Genomic DNA, 18522 nt, shown 5'->3' with positions numbered 1-18522 from the left:
TATTAGTGTCCGGTAAAGATTAAAAAAAAGCAAGGGAGGTTTTTAAAGACCTCCCTTTATTGGTAGTTTTAAGTTACCACACAAAAAAACACCAATGAACAAAAGTACTTTTTTTAGCGGACAGCCGATATTCGCTCAGTTATTAAGATTCATACCCCGGGATATTATCCGTCGTATAGCCGCCGATCATCATGCAGATAAATACTGTAAGCGTTTCAATACCTACGAGCATTTAGTGACCATGCTTTATGCTATATTCAATCACTGCAATTCGTTGCGGGAAGTAACAACAGGCATGCTTGCGACAGAGCAAAGGCTTAATCATTTGGGCGTACGTTATCATCCCAGGCGCAGTACTATATCAGATGCCAATAACAGAAGACAAGCGGATGTTTTTGGTGCCATTTACTACAGGCTTTATCAAAAGTATTCGGATTTTTTATCGGACAGCCGAAAGAAAAGCATAGCCTCCCGCCTGTATATATTTGACTCTACCACTATTTCTTTATTTCAGGAGATACTGCGCACTTCTGGTAAAAACCCTGCGGGGAAACGAAAGGGAGGTATCAAGGTTCATACACTGATAAGGAGCGATCAGGATATACCTTGCATGATTCGTTACAGCGCTGCTGCTGCCAACGATTCCCAGTTTTTAAAAGAGGTGCATCTTCCAAAAGGTTCAATTATTGTCTTTGACAGAGGGTACGCTGATTATATAAAACTTAATAGCTTTTCAACATCAGGTGTTACATGGATTACCCGCAAACGAAGCAGATCTGCTTATGATGTTTTACAAGAATTAGATAATCCGCATAAAGACAAAGGAGTAATAGGTGACAAAAGTATCCTTCTGGGCTACAGAGGCGGGAATCGGCTTTTGGGTAGAATTGTGCAATACAAAAGCCCTACGACAGGAGAAGTATATGAATTCTTAACCAACAATATGAGAATGAGCGCGCTGACTATAACAGAGCTATATCGTAAGCGCTGGCAAATAGAAATACTATTCAAAAGAATGAAACAAAACTATCCGCTTAAGTACTTTCTTGGCGATTCAGAGAATGCTATAAAGCTACAAATATGGTGTTCTCTAATAGCAGATCTAATATTAAAGATTATTAAGAAAGGAATAGCCGCTAAATGGTCTTTCGCTAATCTAGCTGCAATGATACGGCTGCACCTTATGACCTACATAGATATACGTGGTTTTCTCAAATCACCAGAAAAAGCATTACAGCAAAAGCTTTCAACTAAACAGATTACACCCTCTCAACAATTGCTCTTTTTTACCTAGGAGCCTGCTGTAAATAAATTAGATGTAAAACGCTTGAATTGCTGCATTAGCTATACTTTTCAATCGCTACAATATTTTTACCGGACAGTAATAGTTCGAAAGTTCGATTTCGGATTTAAAAATTGCGTCTTAAGTATATATCTCTTTAACTTGAGATTATTTTACAGCAATTTCTCTTGTCTGTATTTTTGCTTCTTCTTTCTTGGCAACATTCAATTTTAAGATACCATCAACATATTCTGCTTCAATTTTGGCAGCATCCGCAACTTCTGGTAAAGTGAATGATCTGGTGAATGAATTATAGCTGTATTCGCGTTTGCTGAATTTTTTGCCTTCTTCCACATTTTCAGTTTTCTTATCGGCACTAACACTTAATACGTTTTTATCAAGACTGATCTTGAAGTCTTCTTTCTTTAAACCCGGTACAGCTAATTCAATGTGAAACTGATTTTCAGTTTCTGAAATGTTAACTGCGGGAACACGGCTTGCTAATTTATCGCTCAAAAACGAATCATTTAATATAGAATCAAATACATCGCTAAAGAATGGGTTAACGCCATGATTTTTTTGTCCGTTTGCGAATTTTACTAAAGTCATTTTTATATCCTCCTAAGATTTTCTTTTATTTATCTTCGTAAGGGATTAATCAACTGTTGTACCAACAGGCATAACTCTTATTTTTGCAGACATTTTGTCTGTTTTATTTATTTCATACAGACAAAATGTCGTAATATGGCTGAAAAACTAACAGATTATAAATATAAAACGCCCATAGCTATCCGCTTTTCGGATATAGATGCTGCTGGGCATGTTAACAACGCTGTTTATTTAACCTATTTTGAAGAAGCACGTTTAAAGTACTGGCGCGAAATTATTAAATGGAATGTAAGTGAAAATGGCGTTATAGTAGGCCGTTCTGAAGTGAATTATTTAAAGCCTATAATGTTTCATGATGAGGTTGCCTGTTATATACGCACCACGCGTATAGGAAACAGTAGTTTTGATATCATGCATGTTTTGGTTAAGAAAACGGAGCAGGGCGAAGAAATATGCACAACCGGCAAAACCGTATGTATCAGTTACGATTATAATTTGTGCAAATCGATACCTATCCCACCAGCACAACGGCACAAAATGATTGAGTTTGATGAACCCAGACTCATTTTAAATACTAACTAATTGTTATTATTCAAAAATCTTACCCGGGTTAAGTATCCCGTTTTTATCAAATGCCTTCTTTATTCCGCGCCAGAGTTCAAAGTGTACTTCGGAGTATTTAAGTGGCATAAAACCTTTTTGTACTAAACCAATGCCATGTTCGCCTGATAATGTTCCGCCTAAAGAAACGGTTAGCTCAAATATTTCGCGAATACCATCCTTTAAGCGGTTGTTCCAGTCGTCATCACTCATATGGCCTTTAATAATGTTTACATGGAGGTTGCCATCGCCGGCATGTCCATAACAAACAGATTCAAAGCCATATTTTGACCCTGTTTCTTTTATTCCCTTTATTAATTGCGGTAGGCCTGCCCGTGGTACAACCGTATCTTCTTCTTTATAAACAGAATTTGACTTTACAGATACTGCCATTGTTCTGCGCATGCGCCATAGTTCCTCTTTTTGTGCCGATGTATCAGCAAACAATACATCTTTACAATCAAATGCTTCTAAAACGCCGTTGATCTTTTCGCAATCAGAAAAAATTACATCTTGGTTGGTTCCATCTACCTCAATCAGCAAAAATGCTTCGGTGCCTTCTTTTAATTCAAAAGCTATTCCGTCATGCTGAATTACCCACTCTACTCCTCGCCTTTCCATAAACTCTAATGCCGAAGGAATAACACCTGCCCTGAAAATGGCCGAAACAGCCCCACAGGCAGCTTCATTTGAACTAAAGGATGCAAGCAGTAGCGTATCCAAAGTTGGGCGTGGAATGAGCTTCACTACAATTTTAGTAATGATTGCCAAAGTGCCTTCTGAGCCAATCATTAATTGAGTTAAATTATATCCTGAAGCGTATTTTAGCGTGTTGGCTCCCGTCCATATAATTTCTCCGGATGGTAATACCACTTCCAGGTTAAGAATATACTCTCGTATAGTGCCATATTTTACAACCCGCGGACCGCCGGACCCATGCGATACATTTCCACCAATAAAGCAGCTCCCTTTACTTGCAGGATCAACAGGATATAACAGACCTTTTTCAGCAACTGCCTCAATAAATACTTCAGTAATAACACCTGGTTCAACAATAGCTTGTAGGTTTTGCTCATCAATGGCTAGTATTTGATTAAAGCGTTCCATTGCTATCATTAGTCCACCCATAACGGGTAATGAACCACCGCTTAATCCTGTCCCTGCTCCTCTTGGCGTTACAGGTATTAAGTTTTCATTACACAGTTTCATCAGTGCGGCAACCTCTTGCACGTTTTTGGGTTTGGCTACTACTTCCGGATAATAACGCAGATCCTCCGTTTCATCATGACTATACTTTTCCAAATCATCATGTTGAGTTATAACAGATTCACTGCCTACTATTAACCTGATCGCTTCCAAAAGCTGGTTGTTTATTTTATTATATGATGATGTCATAAATCCTTATCAAACTAAAAACTATATGGAAATAACTATACTGGAATAATCTACCTTGCCATTAAGCGGTGGATTAAGTTTTTTTATCGACACCCGTATATTATCAACGAAGTTATATTGTTCTTTAATGTCGTCGGCTATTGATTGGGCAACAGTTTCAATCAATTTACGAGTTTGTTTCATTTGGTGATCAATAATGTTGTAAACCTTTTCGTAATCAACGGTATTAGAAATTTTATCATCCTTTAAATCGTGGAGTGGTTTAAAACTAACCTCAGCATCAACAATAAATTTGGTGCCTAACTTTTGTTCTTCGGGATAAAAACCATGATACGCAAAAAACTCAGCGCCCAGTATTGATATAGTAATCATGTTTCAAAAGTAGTTTTTTTTGCTTTTAAATTAGCCTTGGAGTTTTATTCATGTAGCATGAGTCAGTCTCTCACAATCTTTTGTTTTTTTGTGCGTATTTCTCCTCCGTCATTGAAAACAATTCCATTATATTTGGCTACCAATTAAATACGTATGCCCAAAAAAGATCTTTTTGAATCGCCAGATTATTATTTGTTAGATGAATTACTTACCAGTGAACATAAACTTATACGCTCAACTGTTAGAGATTGGGTTAAAAAAGAAGTAAGCCCTATTATTGAAGGTTATGCTCAGCTGGCCGAATTTCCAAAGCAATTAATAAAAGGTTTGGGAGAGATTGGAGCGTTTGGTCCAACTATCCCAATTGAATATGGCGGTGCCGGGCTCGACTATATGTCGTACGGTATCATTATGCAGGAAATTGAACGTGGCGATTCAGGGATAAGATCAACCGCTTCCGTACAAGGTTCCCTGGTGATGTATCCTATTTACGCCTACGGGTCGGAAGAACAAAGGATGAAATATCTTCCAAAACTGGCTACAGGTGAATTAATGGGATGTTTTGGCCTTACCGAGCCAGATCATGGATCTGATCCGGGAGGCATGATTACCAATTTTAAGGACGCTGGCGATCATTATTTACTCAATGGCGCAAAAATGTGGATCTCTAACGCTCCTTTTGCTGATATTGCAGTAGTTTGGGCAAAAGATGAAAGCGGTAAAATACGCGGTTTGATTGTTGAGCGTGGAATGGAAGGTTTTACCACTCCCGAAACGCATAATAAATGGTCATTGCGTGCATCGTCGACTGGGGAACTGGTATTTGATAATGTTAAAGTTCCTAAAGAAAACCTTTTACCAAACGTAGCTGGTTTAAAAGGGCCATTGGGCTGTCTTAACCAGGCACGTTATGGAATAGCCTGGGGCGCACTTGGTGCTGCGATGGATTGTTATGATACTGCTTTGAGATATGCCAAAGAGCGGAAACAATTTGGTAAACCTATTGCCGCATTTCAATTGCAACAGAAAAAGCTTGCTGAAATGATTACCGAAATCACTAAAGGGCAACTATTGGTATGGCGCCTTGGAACACTGAAAAACGAAAACAGGGCTACTCCAGCCCAGATTTCCATGAGCAAGCGCAATAGTGTTGAAATTGCAATAAATATTGCAAGAGAAGCGCGCCAAATACTTGGTGGAATGGGAATAACTGGAGAATATCCTATTATGCGCCATATGATGAACCTGGAGTCTGTAATTACTTATGAAGGTACGCATGATATACACTTGTTAATAACCGGTTTAGATATTACTGGCGAAGAAGCATTTAAATAATAAGTTAATTTGCTTAACTTAATACCCTATATGGTGTTGTTGTTTGTTAAAAATAACCCCGAAATGCCATTTAATTAGCTATGGTTAATATTAATCAGGTTTATTTTTTTAGAAAAAACTCTTATTACGGGCTATTATGCTTGCTTTTGCTATTCTTTTCGTGCGGGCAACAAAAAGATAACACAGATGGTTATTCAGAAGCTTTTAAACCAGTATTTGTTAAAGTAACCACGTTTTTTGGTGCCAATAAGGCTGATAGCGGTATTCATTATATCGATTCTGCATTAAATGCCATCAACAAACCTAATATTGACGATAGGTTCAGAACTTACGGCTTCCACTACGTTTACTGGCACAAATTTAAAGCCGACAATAAAACAGCATTGCTTTATGCTGACAGCATGCTGATATACGCCAATAAAAGTATAGATCAAAAAAGTTATGTTTCCAATCTGGTAGAAGCCAACATGGCGTTGGGTGATGCGTATTTTGACTTGCAACAATTTGACAATGCTTATGAGCATTATTACCAGGGCTATCGCGTAGGTAAAAATAACTTAAACAATCGTGCGCTTTCTGATTATGATTACCGCATGGGCATCATTTCCTATAAAATGGGACATTATGAGTTGGCAACAAAATATTTTAAAGAAAGTTACCGCCTGTGTTCTCGTACGGAAAATGCTTTTGCTGATTTTTACAGATTACAGGAGTTGTTGGATAACATAGCTTTGAGTTTTAAACACGATGATAATCCCGATAGCGCAATTGTTTACTTTGACAAAACCATAGCTTTTTTAAATCAAAATGCACCGACGTTTAAAGATAAGTCTAAAATGATTCAGGTTGCTTTGGGTGTTGTTTATGGAAATAAAGCAGAAGTGCTTATTTTAAAAGGAGATGAGCTGCAGGCAACAGCGCTTTTAAAAAAGAGTATTGCAATTAACCTGCAAAAAGGAAATGATAATAACGATGCCGAGCTGGCAGAAATAAAACTTGCAGAGATTTACTATAACCATAATCAAAATGATTTATTGTTAAATCTGTTAAATGATATACAATTGCAATTGGCCAGCGTTAAGAATGAAAATGTTGAGGCAGATTGGAACCGGTTAATGAGTGGTTATTGGCTTCGCAGAGGCGATTTTAAAAAGTCAATCAATTATCTTCATACATCTATAAAAATTAAGGATTCTTTAGCTCAAAAATTAACCATATTAAAAGAGAGTAACGTTAACGAGCAGCTTGATAATTTTGAGAAACAATATCAGATTGATACGCTGAAAAACCAAAGTAAATTACAGCAGATATACTTATTTGTTGCTGTTGTTTGTGCTATAATGGCAGTTGTTATTGTTTTTTTAATTTACCGCAACTGGAAAATATCGAAAAATGATATAGAGAAAGTTAACGATTTGAATAGACAGGTTAATCTGCAAAAAATAAACCTTGAAAAAACATTAGAGAAGCTTGAGAACAGCAGTTTGGAAAAGGACCGTATATTAAGAACCGTAACACATGATTTAAGAAACCCTATTGGTGGTATAGCAGCTTTAACCCGTTCAATGGCAGAGGATGATTATACAGATGAACAAAAAGAATGGATTAATTTAATATGTGAAACTTCACAAAACTCACTTGAACTTATTAATGAGATATTAGAAATTACCAATAACGAGTCATCTCCGTTAAAAAAGCAATTAGTTGATATTAATGCCCTATTATCGAGAAATATTGAATTATTGCGATTTAAAGCAGCAGAAAAGAATCAACAAATTAAGCTAAGCCTATTATCTATAGCTATAGGCATATTGATCAATCGTGAAAAAATATCTCGGATAATCAGCAATTTGATAAGTAATGCCATTAAATTCAGCCCTGAAAATGCTGAAATATTTGTAAAGGTTTTGGAGTTTGAAAATGAAATTGAGATTTCAGTGAAAGATAATGGTGTGGGTATCCCCGGTAATTTGCATGAGAAAGTTTTCAATATGTTTACTGAAGCCAAGCGCCCTGGAACTGCCGGAGAAAAATCCTTTGGTTTAGGGCTTTCCATCAGTAAACAAATTGTTGAAAGCCATGGTGGAAAGATCTGGTTTGAAAGCGATGGAAAAACAGGAACTACTTTTTACGCAAGGCTTCCCAAAAGCTAATTTTATTTTAAAAAATTGGCGTACCAATACCCTGATGATTTTATAATGCGCTGCTGGGTATTAAAATCAATATAAATCAGCCCGAAACGTGGATGATAACCTTCGGCCCATTCAAAGTTATCCGTCAAAGTCCACACAAAATAGCCGTCAACTTTAAATCCTTCAGATTTTGCTTTTAATACCTGTTCCAGATTTGCCTTTAAATATTTAACCCGTTCAGGGTCATTTACTTGATTTTCAATAACCTGATCCTTAAAGGCAGAGCCGTTTTCGGTGATATGAAGTTTTTTGATTTGCTGATAACTATTAAACTTCTTTATCATTTGATAAATGGAGGGTGGGTAAACTTCCCACTTCATCTCGGTAAGTTGAACATTTCTGTTTTCTGCTTTTACAAGCCTGGCACCAATATAAGGCGTAAAAAACGAATATTTTACAATTTCGCGGGTATAATTTTGTATCCCGATGAAATCAAAATCAAAATGCATATTGTCTTTATCGCCTTCTCTGGAGTATTTCGCGATGCCTTTTAATACAGACAATTCATTTACCGGATAACCCAATCCTAAAATGGGTTCAATAAACAATCGGTTTATTAGGGCATCTGCTCGTTTAGCAGCTGCAATGTCCTGTGGCTTATCTGAATAGGGTTCGATGTAGGAACACGAAAACGTCGTGCCAATTAATGCATCCGGTAATAATTTACGGACTACCCTGGCCCCTGCCGCTATACTTAAAACTACGTGGTGTATAGCTGGTAAGAAGTTTTTGATACCTGTTCTTCCCGGAGCATGAATTCCTAAAAAATATCCTGCGCCGGTAAATACTGCTGGTTCATTCATTACCATCCAGTGTTTAACCCTATCACCAAAGCTTTGAGCGCATGCTGTGGCAAATGCAGTAAACCATTCTATAATATCCCTGTTTGTCCATCCGCCTTTTAATTCGAGTGCATGTGGTAAGTCCCAATGATAAATAGTTACCCATGGTTCAATATCGTTTGCAATACAGTAATCAATTACACGGTTATAATAGTTAACTCCCTCCTGGTTTATTTCACCTGTTCCATTGGGGAATATCCTTGTCCATGAAATAGAAAACCGGAAATTTGGTATGTTGAGTTTTTTAATCAGATCAATATCATGCTGATATTGATTATAGAAGTCGCAAGCTATGTTGGCGTTTTCGCCATTCAGAATTTTGCCTTTTTTATTGGTGAAAACATCCCAGATCGATTCACCTTTACCGCCAATATCATAAGAACCCTCTACCTGAAAAGCCGCTGTTGAAACGCCCCATGCAAAATCATCTCCAAAAAGCTTTTTATTAAAATTTATATCCTGAATAATAGGTTCCATTAAATGAGCTAAAGTAAAAGCCCAAATTTTACAATATATTTCTGTTAACGGAAATAAGAATTGATATTAGTGGATAAATGATGATCTCATACTTCTTAAGATCATCCATTCGCGAAAGCTTTTTATAAACTTAGGGAAATTGAAAATGAATTTCATAATAGCTTGTTGTTTAAAGTATTATAAAGATAAGACCTTGTTGTAATATTACCACTCATCCTATGTTATTTAATTGTTAACAAAGTTGCTTTTATTGGCTCTAACCATTAATTATTTATTTTTGAGACATGATAGCGTCATTGCTATTAAAAACAAATTACTCTAATGAGAAACTATTTCATCAACCTTATAAACTACGATAAATATGCCAATGAGATAATAACTAAACTCATTATTGAAAATGCTAAGTCTGAAAAATCGGTGCAGTTAATGGCACATATACTGGCTGCTCAGAAAGTATGGTATCAGCGTTGCAACCTTCTCCCTCCTTTCAGTGGTGTAGTATGGCCTGATTGGCAAGCAGCAACCTTTACACAGATGATTAACGATAATCATAAGGAGTGGATAGCGTTTGTTACTCAGCTTAATGAGGCCGACTTTGAAAAAAGAATAGCTTATCAGAACTCAAAAGGGGATGCTTTTAACGATAAACTGGTTGATATACTGGGGCACTTAATAAATCATGGCACACATCACCGCGCACAAATCGGTCAGCATTTAAAATTAGCCGGGTTGGAAAGCCTTCCAGTATTAGATTATATTGGATTTGTAAGAAATTCAACTAACGGTTGATTTGTCGCTTTAAACCACTTTATTTTTTGATATTTACAACGTATTTAAATTTATTTATGAAGAAGATAAGTATAGTATTATTAACTGCTTTTATTTTAAGCGGATGCGGAGATAAAAGAGCCGAACAAAAAGCAATTTTAGGTGATGTCTTGAAAATACACGAAAAGGTGATGAGTGATGATGAGCAGTTAACAAAAAATAAAATGCAGTTGGATACTATTATTAAGGAAAATAAGCTGTCCAAATTAGATTCTGCCAAGTTATTATCCGCAAAATTAGTAGCAGCAGATAGTTTAATGGATAAATGGATGCACGATTTTGAGCCAGATCAAACCAAAAAATCAACAGAGGATGCGGTTGTTTACATGAAAGCGCAAAAAAAGCAAATAATGGCTATTGATTCGGAGTTAAATGCAGCGGTTAAAGAATCAAACCAATACCTTATAAAAGTTAAATCAAAATGAAAAAATTACTTGGTGCAGTAATCATTATACTGCTTTGCAATGCCTGTAAGTTTAACAGTAATGATAAAAAGACTCTGCCTATTTATGGCGAAAGGCATCCGGTGACTAAAGTTGTGAACGGACAAACTGTGGTGGATACCGAGTATCAAACCATTCCCCCGTTTAAATACATAAACCAATACGGGGATAGCATAAGTGATAAAAACCTTGCCGGTAAAATTTACGTAGCCGATTTCTTTTTTACCAGCTGCCCGTCTATTTGTCCGGTAATGCAACGTAATATGCTTACCGTTTATAATACCTTTAAAAATACTGATGATGTTAAGATCCTTTCTTATACCATCGATCCTAAATATGATAGTGTTAAAGTGCTAAAGAAATATGCTGATAAATTGGGGATAAGTGGCAGCATGTGGTGGCTTTTACAGGGTAAAAAGGATGATACCTACCAGCTTGCTGAAAAAAGTTATCTGGTTGCTGTAAGCGCTGATAGTACCGTTCCAGGTGGTTATGTTCACCAAGGTTACTTTGTGCTTGTTGATAAACAAAAGCGTGTACGTGGCTCGTATGATGGCACTAGCCCGCAACAGGTGGCTCAATTAATTGATGATATCAAAACCCTAAAGGCAGATACCGCTTCAGCTAAATAATGAGATCAAAATTCATTTCCTTTTATAGTTTGTTATTTGTAGTGGGAATAACTTTAATGATGTTTTCCTGTGGTAATGAGCATAGTGTGGAATTTGATCGTTATTATTCATCAGGAAGCCTTATTTACCAAACGCAATGCCAAAATTGCCATGGTGCTAATGGCGAAGGTCTACAGGGGTTGATACCACCCCTTACAGATAGTATCTACCTTAAAAATAACAAAAGCCAGTTAGCCTGTTCTATAAAATACGGACTGAAAGGTAAACTGACTATTACAGGTCGACAATTTGAAGGAGCAATGCCCGCCAACGATCTTTCTCCAATGGATCTGGCCAAAGTGATTACTTATATAACTAACTCTTTTGGTAATAAAGCGGGCCTTGCAAATATTACACAAGTGCAGGCTGATTTGGCTAATTGTAAATAATTAATTGTTTACTTTTTTCATTAATCCATAACTATTGGTCGTACCCTCTAACTGATTATTAGCTAAAAAGCCTATCTTTACGCCCTGCAAAACGTTCTATCGCTTTCGTCTGAGTACGGGAGAGGAAAGTCCGGGCAACATAGAGCATCCTGCTTCCTAACGGGAAGGCGTCGGCAGCCGGCGACAGCAAGTGCCACAGAGAATATACCGCCCCGGTTTACCGGGGTAAGGGTGAAAACGTGAGGTAAGAGCTCACGGCTTTTCCGGGCGACCGGGATTGCGGTAAACCTCAGGAGTTGAAAAACCAAATAGGTCCTGGAAGTGGAGCGGCTCGTTCCCGTATATCGATTTTATCGGTATCGTCAGGATGGGTAGGTTGCTTGAACCTGTTAGCAATGACAGGGCCAGATTAATGATAGAAATCAGCGCAGTAATGCGATGAAACAGAACCCGGCTTACAGGTTTGCTGCTGATACACCCCTTCCCGTTAAAAGGAAGGGGTTAATTGTTTAAATAATATATTAGTTGGGACTACTCCAATTATGATTTAAATTCCAATACCACCAAAAATCATAACCGATAAAACATATAAAGCTGATAGCAATTAGGAATAATAACGCAAAAAATAAGTATGTTGTTATCTTATCCATTTTAAAAGCACAAACTTTGCCCTAACTTGTAGATTGGCCCAATTGTTTTATAGTCAATTATTTTTTAACCGAAAACTTGTAAATAGTTACCGTTTTATAGCTTTCGCCAGGTTTTAATTCTGTTGAAGGAAAATTTGGACGATTAGGAGAATCAGGAAAATGCTGTGTTTCAAGGCAGAAACCTGTACGGTGATCGTCCGTTTTGCCGTTAAGCAATGTATTACTACCACTCATAAAATTGCCGCTGTAAAATTGAATGCCGGGTTCATCAGTAAACACCTCCAAAACAATTCCGCTTTTGTCTCCAGTGGCTGTGGCAATTGGCGTATTGATATCATGTTTATCCAGTACAAAGTTATGGTCATATCCGCTGCCATTTTTTAGCTGGGTATCAGTATTGTTTATCCGGCTCCCAATGGTTGCAGGGCTGGTAAAATCAAAAGGTGTTCCAGCTACCGGTGCTATTTCTCCGGTTGGTATCGAGGTGGGATCAATTGGGGTATAATTAGCTGCCTTTAATTGCAATATATGATCAAGAATGGTTCCGCTGCCTACCCCGTTCAGATTAAAATAAGAATGATTGGTTAAATTGATAACCGTGTTTTTATCTGTGGTAGCTTCATAGCTTATTTTAACTGCATTTTCATCAGTAAGCTCATAAGTCACTTTAACATTCAGATTTCCAGGGTAGCCCTCTTCTCCGTCTTTAGACAAATAAGTCATTGTAATTGATTGACCATTTGACTGACTAACGTCCCACACCACATCATTGAACCCTTTTTTGCCGCCATGTAAAGTATTAGGCTTATTGTTTATAAATAAGGTGTATTCTTTACCATCAAGCACAAAATGGCCTTTAGCAATGCGATTGCCGTATCTGCCAATAGTTGCGCCATAATAAGCTGACATTGCTTTTTTATAGCCATCAATATCATCAAAGCCTAAAACCACATCTGTTAATTTCCCATTTTCATCAGGCACTAATAAAGATATTAAGTGAGCACCATAATTAGTAATTGCGGCTTCTGCCCCATTTTTGTTTTTTAACAGATAAAGATGTGTTTTTTGACCATCAATTGTTTTTTCAAATCCTTTAGCGGAAGGTAAGGTTGATTTCGTTGTGTCCGTCATGTTTAAATTTGCAGTTGTTTTTTGGCCCGACTGATTACAGGCAGCCAAAGATATTACACTGGCAGCTAAAATTATTCTTGATGTTATTTTTAATAGTGATTTCATGTTTTACCATTGTTTAGGTTTACTTTCCGTTTAATTGTTTTATTAAAGCAACTTCATCTTGTTTATATGGGGTACCATCTTTTCGAAATACATCATGAAACCATGTTTTAGGTTCCGATCCATCAGGGATTGGCGTGTCCCATGCATAAATTGTATTGGTTTTACCACTTACCAAGCCCCAATTTATGGCCCCTACGTTTTCTTTCTTCAATGTAGGCATGGTGTTTTCAAATGTACTATTACGCAAGCGCGCCATATATTCAGTGCAAATAACCGGACGGCCATTTGCTTTAAGTAATTGCACTATTCGCAGATGAGCATCCGGGCTTTCATAGCAATGATAAGTAATCACGTCAGAATTAGCTATTTGAATCGTATTCAAATTTTCTAAACTCCAGTCCCATAATCCAACACTAAGCGGTTGGTCTGGATTAATCATATGAGCCCAATTAAATACATTTGTTAATAGTTCTGCCGATTTATTGCTGCTGTTACCTGGTTCGTTATACAAATCCCAAAGTAAAATTCGCTTGTCGTGCTTAAACGTGTTTATGATGTCATCTACATAGGCCTTTAATGTTGTGAAATCCTTCATTGTAGCCAATGAACTTCCCGGATCCTGCATCCAGCCAGAATTATGGATTCCAGGTTTGGGGACTGGTTGTTTCCCTGGTTTAGGATCTGTATTCCAGCAGGCATCAAAAAATACAAATATTGTTTCTATATGATGTTTATCGGCTATTGCAAGATATTCGTTTATCCTTTTTTTAAAACCCTCCGGATCTTCTTTGTAAGCTACGCTATGTAAAAATACCCTTACCGTATTAAAGCCAATACCCTCTGCCCATCCCAGTTCACGATCAATAGTTGCCGGATCAAATGTATCGGCCTGCCACATTTCCAATTGGTTTATGGCTGTACTAGGTATAAAGTTAGCTCCGTTGATCCATTTATGCTGTGCATACCATGCATTAGCTTTTTCAACCGACCATTTATTTGATTTTGAAGGCTGTGCCTGTACAAAGTACAAGGGAAATGCCATTAAAGCGGAGATAAAGATGATTTTTATCCTCATAGACAATATTGGGTTTATTAAACAGGTTTTATTTGGTATTCAAAAATGATAAAAATAATTGTAATAAGAACACTTAATAAAATTAAATGCTATCTATCATCCCAACTATTAAAAGCCTAATCCGTCCAGTTGCACTACCGCATTTTCACAAATATAGGTTGGGGCTATGCCTGTGGCATTTATTCTTGTTTCAGCCTCACCTGGCAAGGTATTTCCTGATAGCACTAATACAGTATCTAGACCAAATTTATTGCCACCTAAAATATCCGTTTGTAGGGTATCGCCTACCATTACAATTTGCTTTTTGCTCACAGGCCTGTATTCTCGTATCAGGTCATAAGCGAACATAAACATTTGCGAATCAGGTTTTCCAAACCGGATAAACTTCTTACCTACTATATTCTCTATCATCGAGGCTATTCCTCCTATAGCAATGGATACATCGTTTACTGATAAAGGATAGGCATGGTCTGTATTGGCTACAATAACTGGGATGGTTCTTTTTCTTAGAAGGTTTACTGTTTTATTCAAATCATTGCACCAGTCAAACCCTTCATCATCTAAAAAAATCATAGCACTTACTTTGTCAATGTTGCTACTGTCAATTTGGCTCACGGGCAATGTTTTTAAACCGGATGATTCAATATAATGGGATGACTCCGGAGTTCCTAAATATGCCACAATACCATCATTTACCTTAAGGTCCAGATATTCTTTGGTAAGCATTCCTGATGAAATAACCCTATCGGCGGTAATTGCATTTAATCCTTTTTTATGATAACTCTCTGCAAGCTGCGCCGGACTTCGCGATGCATCGTTTGTAACTATGTAATATTCCTTATTTTGCTGCTCTAGGTAGGCAAATGTTTTCTCAATACCAGGTACTAAACCCTGATAGGTCTTAATCACCCCAAATGCGTCAAAAAAAATGATTTCGTATTTGTCAATAACCGATTTAAAGTTGTCGATGGATTTCATTGAGGTTGTGATTATTTAAATTAAAGCCCGGGGATTAGATTTATTTTGAAACAAATGACAATTAGTGAATGACCGCAATGAACTATTTTAGACCCAAGGCATCAATTATTTTTTCTGCGTCAAAGTCGCGGTCAACTGATGGTAGGTAAATTTCGAAGGCTTCGGCCTGTAGTTTTTGAGCGTATTGTTCGTTAAAAAAGAATTTGCCATCTTTTATTACATAGTTTAATATAAAAAAGCGGTATGATTCTTTTAGAAAACGAATCTCATCTGCTGTAATAGGATTTACTTTGTGGTATTCTTTTAAAAACAAAATAAACCGGTCTTCCATCATGGTATTGATTACATAACTAAATACAGTGCGGTCTCCCCTGTCGCTTACTACCCTGCTAAAGAAATAAAAATCAAGTATACGGTAGCTCATCCTGAACCAATCGTAATCCCAGCGTGAATACAATTCCAGATTTGGCGTTACTGAAAAATTGCCAATATTCCAGTCAATAAAAACCGGGATGATCTCAAATGAGCTCATATTGTACTTGGATCGGTTTTTAAGGAACAGGTCGCAATGATATTTCAAGAAATCTGCCTGCATAGCAGATCCGAATTGTTTTTCGTTAACTTCCAACTGATATTGCAATGCAGCAATATCAGTACGTAAAGTTTTTGATGATTTTGGTAAAACATTTTTAGCCCTCGAACATGCTTTGTGGAATTTGCCTACCTGCTCCCCTAATTTAATAATGTGGTGTTCTTCCAATCTTCTTGGTAAGCGATCTAGTATCCTCGTAGGATTATAAAAAACTACCCAGGCATCTGTTTTACCATGTTTATACCTGTAAATATAAACCCGGTTGTTTTTTAATAAGGATTTTGCCAGCAGGTTTTCAAAGGGGTAAAGCAGGTTATTTGAAAGGCTGTGAATAATGCGGTGGTCTTCCTTGAAATGTTCGTATTTACCAAAATAGGATAGTTTGGCAATGATAATGTCATCGTCAGTAAAAGTTATGCGAAACACATGGTTGGTTGAAACCATTGCGCTGATATCTTCAATTTCTTTAATCGTTTTTGATGCATCATATCCCTCCCATGCCTTTTTTAAAATGGAGGTATAATCCAACCTGGTGTGAACCTTTGAAGCCCTTATGGGAAACATGGGGTTTATTGGATTTACAGGTGGATTTTCAATTTCTTTATTCACGGTATGCTAATTATATAATCTCGAAATATCTTTTCAATTCCCAATCAGTTACGCTTTTAGCAAACTGTTTGTATTCCCAAAAGCGGGTTTGGGTAAAGTGGTCAACAAAGGCTTCACCAAATAGTTCTTTTGCTATGCTTGAATTTTTCATCATCTCGGCCGCATCATAAAGGTTTGATGCAAGGCTGCCGTTACTTTTGTTGTTATAGCCATTACCCACTGTTGCAGGCACATTAAGCGGCAATTTATTGATGATGCCATACAAGCCAGATGCCAATGCTGCAGCCATTGCCAGGTACGGATTAGTATCGGAGCCAGGGATGCGGGTTTCCAACCGTGTATAGTTTTCTGAAGTATGTATTACCCTTAAAGCTGTTGTGCGGTTATCAATGCCCCAGGTAACGGTTGTTGGTGCCCACGCACCTTCTACTAAACGCTTGTAACTATTTATGGTTGGCGCGTACATAGGTAATATATAAGGTAAACAATGCAACTGGCCGGCAAGGTAATGTTTGTGCAAATCGCTCATATTATATTGATCATCAGTACTATAGAACAGGTTTTTGGTGTTTTCCTTGTTCCATAAACTTTGATGAATATGCCCGCTACAGCCCGGCAGGTTCTCATTCCATTTGGCCATAAATGAAGCCATAATGCCATGTTTATAAGCTATTTCTTTTACAGCGGTTTTAAAAATAACGGCTTTGTCTGCTGCTGCTAAAACCTCATCGTGTAAAATGGCAGCTTCATAAACTCCGGGACCTGTTTCGGTATGCAAACCTTCTAATGGTATATTGAATTTTAATAGCAGATCATATAAATCATTATAAAAATCGCTTTGTTGTGAAGTGCGCAAAATGGAATAGCCAAACATCCCCTGGGTGAAATTCTCCAGATGTGTAAAGCTCTTTTCTTTTAAAGTTTCAGAGGTCTCTTTAAAGTTGAACCACTCAAACTCTTGTGCAAATTCGGCATGATAACCCATTGAATCACATTGTTTGGCAATACGTTTTAACAGGCTACGCCCACATGCCGGAAGATCGTTGCCATCTGCTTTGCTAAAATCGCCCAAAAAGAAGGGAATATTATCGTCCCAGGGAATGTTGCGGAATGTTGACAGGTCAATACGGCAAAGCTGATCTGGATATCCTGTATGCCACCCGGTTAGTTTTACGTTGTCATAACAGGCATCACTGCTGTCCCAGCCAAAAACTACATCACAAAAGCCGAAGCCTTTGTCAAGTCCATCGGTGAATTTTTTTGGATGGATAACTTTTCCGCGTAAAATGCCGTCGATATCAGCAAAGGCGAATTTTATTTTCTGAATATTGTTTTCCTTAATATAGGTTTTAATTTGATCTTCATTCATGAGGATAGAATAATTTTCGGTGGCAAGTTAAGCAACATAAATGTAATGCATAAAAGAATAATTGTTAAGATGTTTTGCTCAAGGCATATGCTATACGTACAAGATCTGTGTTAGTTTTTAATATTTTTGATTTGATGGATGAAAGAATGAGTTATTTATTTGTTTATGGGTCATTATTAAATGATGATAACGAATTTGCTGTTTACCTGAAACAAAATTGCACGTTTTATAATAAGGGAAAATTTGAAGGAAAACTTTATGAAATAGGATTATATCCCGGTGCTATTGCAGATACCGGATGTGGCCTATATGTTTATGGTAGTATCTTTTTTGTGGATGATCCTAAAGTTACATTTGCGGTATTAGATGAATATGAAGGTTTTGGAACAGATGAACCTTATCCAAATGAATTTATAAGGCAATTAGTTGAAATTGAGATGGTCAATAGTACAAAAATGAGTTGCTGGGTTTACTTATATAATTTACCTGTTAAGGGTTTACCTGAAATTACTTTAGGCAATTATTTATTATATAAAAAATCCCCGGACCTTTTACAGCCAGGGGATTAATCATATTTA

The 18522-nt window shown here is 37.1% G+C and carries 18 protein-coding genes and 1 other RNA gene; 10 read left to right on the top strand and 9 right to left on the bottom strand.

The genetic code is table 11. The annotated features are described in order from the left end of the window. Positions 1 to 94 precede the first annotated feature (94 nt). Entirely contained in the window at positions 95 to 1294 is a 1200-nt protein-coding gene (locus tag JN11_RS16340) for an IS4 family transposase (RefSeq protein WP_144909664.1), read from the top strand. A 156-nt stretch (positions 1295 to 1450) separates the two neighbouring features. Here JN11_RS16340 and JN11_RS16335 read toward each other — a convergent pair whose 3' ends face one another. Next, positions 1451 to 1891 carry an Hsp20/alpha crystallin family protein gene (locus JN11_RS16335; RefSeq protein ID WP_144914252.1) on the bottom strand — a complete coding sequence of 147 codons (441 nt, stop codon included), beginning with the start codon at positions 1889 to 1891 and terminating at the stop codon, positions 1451 to 1453. Positions 1892 to 2026: 135 nt separating this feature from the next. On the opposite strand from JN11_RS16335, the gene JN11_RS16330 reads away from it, so the two are divergent. After that, the gene (locus tag JN11_RS16330) at positions 2027 to 2473 is read left to right on the top strand and encodes an acyl-CoA thioesterase (protein ID WP_144914250.1); all 447 of its coding nucleotides are present in this window, start codon (positions 2027 to 2029) and stop codon (positions 2471 to 2473) included. Between the two features lie 6 nt (positions 2474 to 2479). Here the strand turns inward: JN11_RS16330 and JN11_RS16325 are convergent, their stop codons facing one another. Together JN11_RS16325 and folB are read right to left on the bottom strand one after the other, a co-directional pair. Beyond that, the gene (locus JN11_RS16325; protein WP_144914248.1) at positions 2480 to 3886 is read right to left on the bottom strand and encodes an FAD-binding oxidoreductase; all 1407 of its coding nucleotides are present in this window, start codon (positions 3884 to 3886) and stop codon (positions 2480 to 2482) included. Between the two features lie 21 nt (positions 3887 to 3907). After that, a complete protein-coding gene (gene folB, locus JN11_RS16320; protein WP_144914247.1) occupies positions 3908 to 4258 on the bottom strand; it encodes a dihydroneopterin aldolase in 351 nt (116 codons plus the stop codon). A gap of 153 nt (positions 4259 to 4411) precedes the next feature. Between folB and JN11_RS16315 the strand changes: the two genes are divergently transcribed. Both JN11_RS16315 and JN11_RS16310 read left to right on the top strand, forming a co-directional pair. After that, positions 4412 to 5593 (top strand): acyl-CoA dehydrogenase family protein, encoded by a 1182-nt coding sequence (locus JN11_RS16315; protein WP_144914245.1) that lies wholly within the window; start codon positions 4412 to 4414, stop codon positions 5591 to 5593. Between the two features lie 80 nt (positions 5594 to 5673). Then, entirely contained in the window at positions 5674 to 7746 is a 2073-nt protein-coding gene (locus JN11_RS16310) for a tetratricopeptide repeat-containing sensor histidine kinase (RefSeq protein ID WP_144914243.1), read from the top strand. A gap of 2 nt (positions 7747 to 7748) precedes the next feature. On the opposite strand, the gene JN11_RS16305 is transcribed toward JN11_RS16310, so the two are convergent. Next, positions 7749 to 9104 carry a GH1 family beta-glucosidase gene (locus tag JN11_RS16305; protein WP_144914242.1) on the bottom strand — a complete coding sequence of 452 codons (1356 nt, stop codon included), beginning with the start codon at positions 9102 to 9104 and terminating at the stop codon, positions 7749 to 7751. 321 nt (positions 9105 to 9425) lie between these two features. Here JN11_RS16305 and JN11_RS16300 point away from each other — a divergent pair, with 321 nt between their 5' ends. From JN11_RS16300 to rnpB, 5 genes are all read left to right on the top strand, one after another. Further along, positions 9426 to 9893 (top strand): DinB family protein, encoded by a 468-nt coding sequence (locus tag JN11_RS16300; protein WP_144914240.1) that lies wholly within the window; start codon positions 9426 to 9428, stop codon positions 9891 to 9893. 56 nt (positions 9894 to 9949) lie between these two features. Continuing rightward, entirely contained in the window at positions 9950 to 10357 is a 408-nt protein-coding gene (locus JN11_RS16295) for a hypothetical protein (RefSeq protein ID WP_144914239.1), read from the top strand. Continuing rightward, on the top strand, positions 10354 to 11007 hold the full coding sequence (locus JN11_RS16290) for an SCO family protein (protein ID WP_144914237.1): 654 nt from the start codon (positions 10354 to 10356) through the stop codon (positions 11005 to 11007). The genes JN11_RS16295 and JN11_RS16290 overlap by 4 nt, the downstream gene beginning before the upstream one ends. After that, complete coding sequence (locus JN11_RS16285; protein ID WP_246139032.1) at positions 11007 to 11435, top strand: c-type cytochrome; 429 nt, start codon at positions 11007 to 11009, stop codon at positions 11433 to 11435. The genes JN11_RS16290 and JN11_RS16285 overlap by 1 nt, the downstream gene beginning before the upstream one ends. An 83-nt stretch (positions 11436 to 11518) precedes the next feature. Next, positions 11519 to 11909: RNase P RNA component class A (gene rnpB, locus JN11_RS16280), an RNA gene on the top strand. A gap of 233 nt (positions 11910 to 12142) precedes the next feature. On the opposite strand, the gene JN11_RS16275 is transcribed toward rnpB, so the two are convergent. The 5 genes from JN11_RS16275 to JN11_RS16255 form a co-directional block, all read right to left on the bottom strand. Next, positions 12143 to 13321 carry an aldose epimerase family protein gene (locus JN11_RS16275; protein ID WP_144914236.1) on the bottom strand — a complete coding sequence of 393 codons (1179 nt, stop codon included), beginning with the start codon at positions 13319 to 13321 and terminating at the stop codon, positions 12143 to 12145. A gap of 19 nt (positions 13322 to 13340) precedes the next feature. Beyond that, positions 13341 to 14396 carry a glycoside hydrolase 5 family protein gene (locus JN11_RS16270; RefSeq protein WP_211360800.1) on the bottom strand — a complete coding sequence of 352 codons (1056 nt, stop codon included), beginning with the start codon at positions 14394 to 14396 and terminating at the stop codon, positions 13341 to 13343. A 108-nt stretch (positions 14397 to 14504) separates the two neighbouring features. Beyond that, complete coding sequence (locus tag JN11_RS16265) at positions 14505 to 15374, bottom strand: HAD-IIA family hydrolase (RefSeq protein ID WP_144914234.1); 870 nt, start codon at positions 15372 to 15374, stop codon at positions 14505 to 14507. Between the two features lie 82 nt (positions 15375 to 15456). After that, entirely contained in the window at positions 15457 to 16575 is a 1119-nt protein-coding gene (locus JN11_RS16260; RefSeq protein ID WP_246139031.1) for a hypothetical protein, read from the bottom strand. A 10-nt stretch (positions 16576 to 16585) separates the two neighbouring features. Continuing rightward, positions 16586 to 17944 (bottom strand): glutamine synthetase family protein, encoded by a 1359-nt coding sequence (locus JN11_RS16255; RefSeq protein ID WP_144914232.1) that lies wholly within the window; start codon positions 17942 to 17944, stop codon positions 16586 to 16588. A 134-nt stretch (positions 17945 to 18078) separates the two neighbouring features. Here JN11_RS16255 and JN11_RS16250 point away from each other — a divergent pair, with 134 nt between their 5' ends. Beyond that, complete coding sequence (locus tag JN11_RS16250) at positions 18079 to 18513, top strand: gamma-glutamylcyclotransferase family protein (protein WP_144914231.1); 435 nt, start codon at positions 18079 to 18081, stop codon at positions 18511 to 18513. The last annotated feature ends 9 nt before the right edge of the window (positions 18514 to 18522 follow it).

Source organism: Mucilaginibacter frigoritolerans (assembly GCF_007830615.1).
Taxonomy (GTDB): Bacteria; Bacteroidota; Bacteroidia; order Sphingobacteriales; family Sphingobacteriaceae; genus Mucilaginibacter; species Mucilaginibacter frigoritolerans.
Note: the sequence above shows the minus strand (reverse complement) of the source record. Positions and strands in the feature narration are given on the sequence as shown.

Bases quoted from the DNA above. Each gene is read 5' to 3' on its own strand.
- JN11_RS16265 (WP_144914234.1), bottom strand. From the start codon at position 15,374: ATGAAATCCATCGACAACTTTAAATCGGTTATTGACAAATACGAAATC.
- JN11_RS16310 (WP_144914243.1), top strand. From the start codon at position 5,674: ATGGTTAATATTAATCAGGTTTATTTTTTTAGAAAAAACTCTTATTAC.
- JN11_RS16255 (WP_144914232.1), bottom strand. From the start codon at position 17,944: ATGAATGAAGATCAAATTAAAACCTATATTAAGGAAAACAATATTCAG.
- JN11_RS16300 (WP_144914240.1), top strand. From the start codon at position 9,426: ATGAGAAACTATTTCATCAACCTTATAAACTACGATAAATATGCCAAT.
- JN11_RS16330 (WP_144914250.1), top strand. From the start codon at position 2,027: ATGGCTGAAAAACTAACAGATTATAAATATAAAACGCCCATAGCTATC.
- JN11_RS16340 (WP_144909664.1), top strand. From the start codon at position 95: ATGAACAAAAGTACTTTTTTTAGCGGACAGCCGATATTCGCTCAGTTA.
- JN11_RS16275 (WP_144914236.1), bottom strand. From the start codon at position 13,321: ATGAAATCACTATTAAAAATAACATCAAGAATAATTTTAGCTGCCAGT.
- JN11_RS16250 (WP_144914231.1), top strand. From the start codon at position 18,079: ATGGATGAAAGAATGAGTTATTTATTTGTTTATGGGTCATTATTAAAT.
- JN11_RS16325 (WP_144914248.1), bottom strand. From the start codon at position 3,886: ATGACATCATCATATAATAAAATAAACAACCAGCTTTTGGAAGCGATC.
- JN11_RS16285 (WP_246139032.1), top strand. From the start codon at position 11,007: ATGAGATCAAAATTCATTTCCTTTTATAGTTTGTTATTTGTAGTGGGA.
- JN11_RS16335 (WP_144914252.1), bottom strand. From the start codon at position 1,891: ATGACTTTAGTAAAATTCGCAAACGGACAAAAAAATCATGGCGTTAAC.
- JN11_RS16315 (WP_144914245.1), top strand. From the start codon at position 4,412: ATGCCCAAAAAAGATCTTTTTGAATCGCCAGATTATTATTTGTTAGAT.
- JN11_RS16270 (WP_211360800.1), bottom strand. From the start codon at position 14,396: ATGAGGATAAAAATCATCTTTATCTCCGCTTTAATGGCATTTCCCTTG.
- JN11_RS16305 (WP_144914242.1), bottom strand. From the start codon at position 9,104: ATGGAACCTATTATTCAGGATATAAATTTTAATAAAAAGCTTTTTGGA.
- folB (WP_144914247.1), bottom strand. From the start codon at position 4,258: ATGATTACTATATCAATACTGGGCGCTGAGTTTTTTGCGTATCATGGT.
- JN11_RS16295 (WP_144914239.1), top strand. From the start codon at position 9,950: ATGAAGAAGATAAGTATAGTATTATTAACTGCTTTTATTTTAAGCGGA.
- JN11_RS16290 (WP_144914237.1), top strand. From the start codon at position 10,354: ATGAAAAAATTACTTGGTGCAGTAATCATTATACTGCTTTGCAATGCC.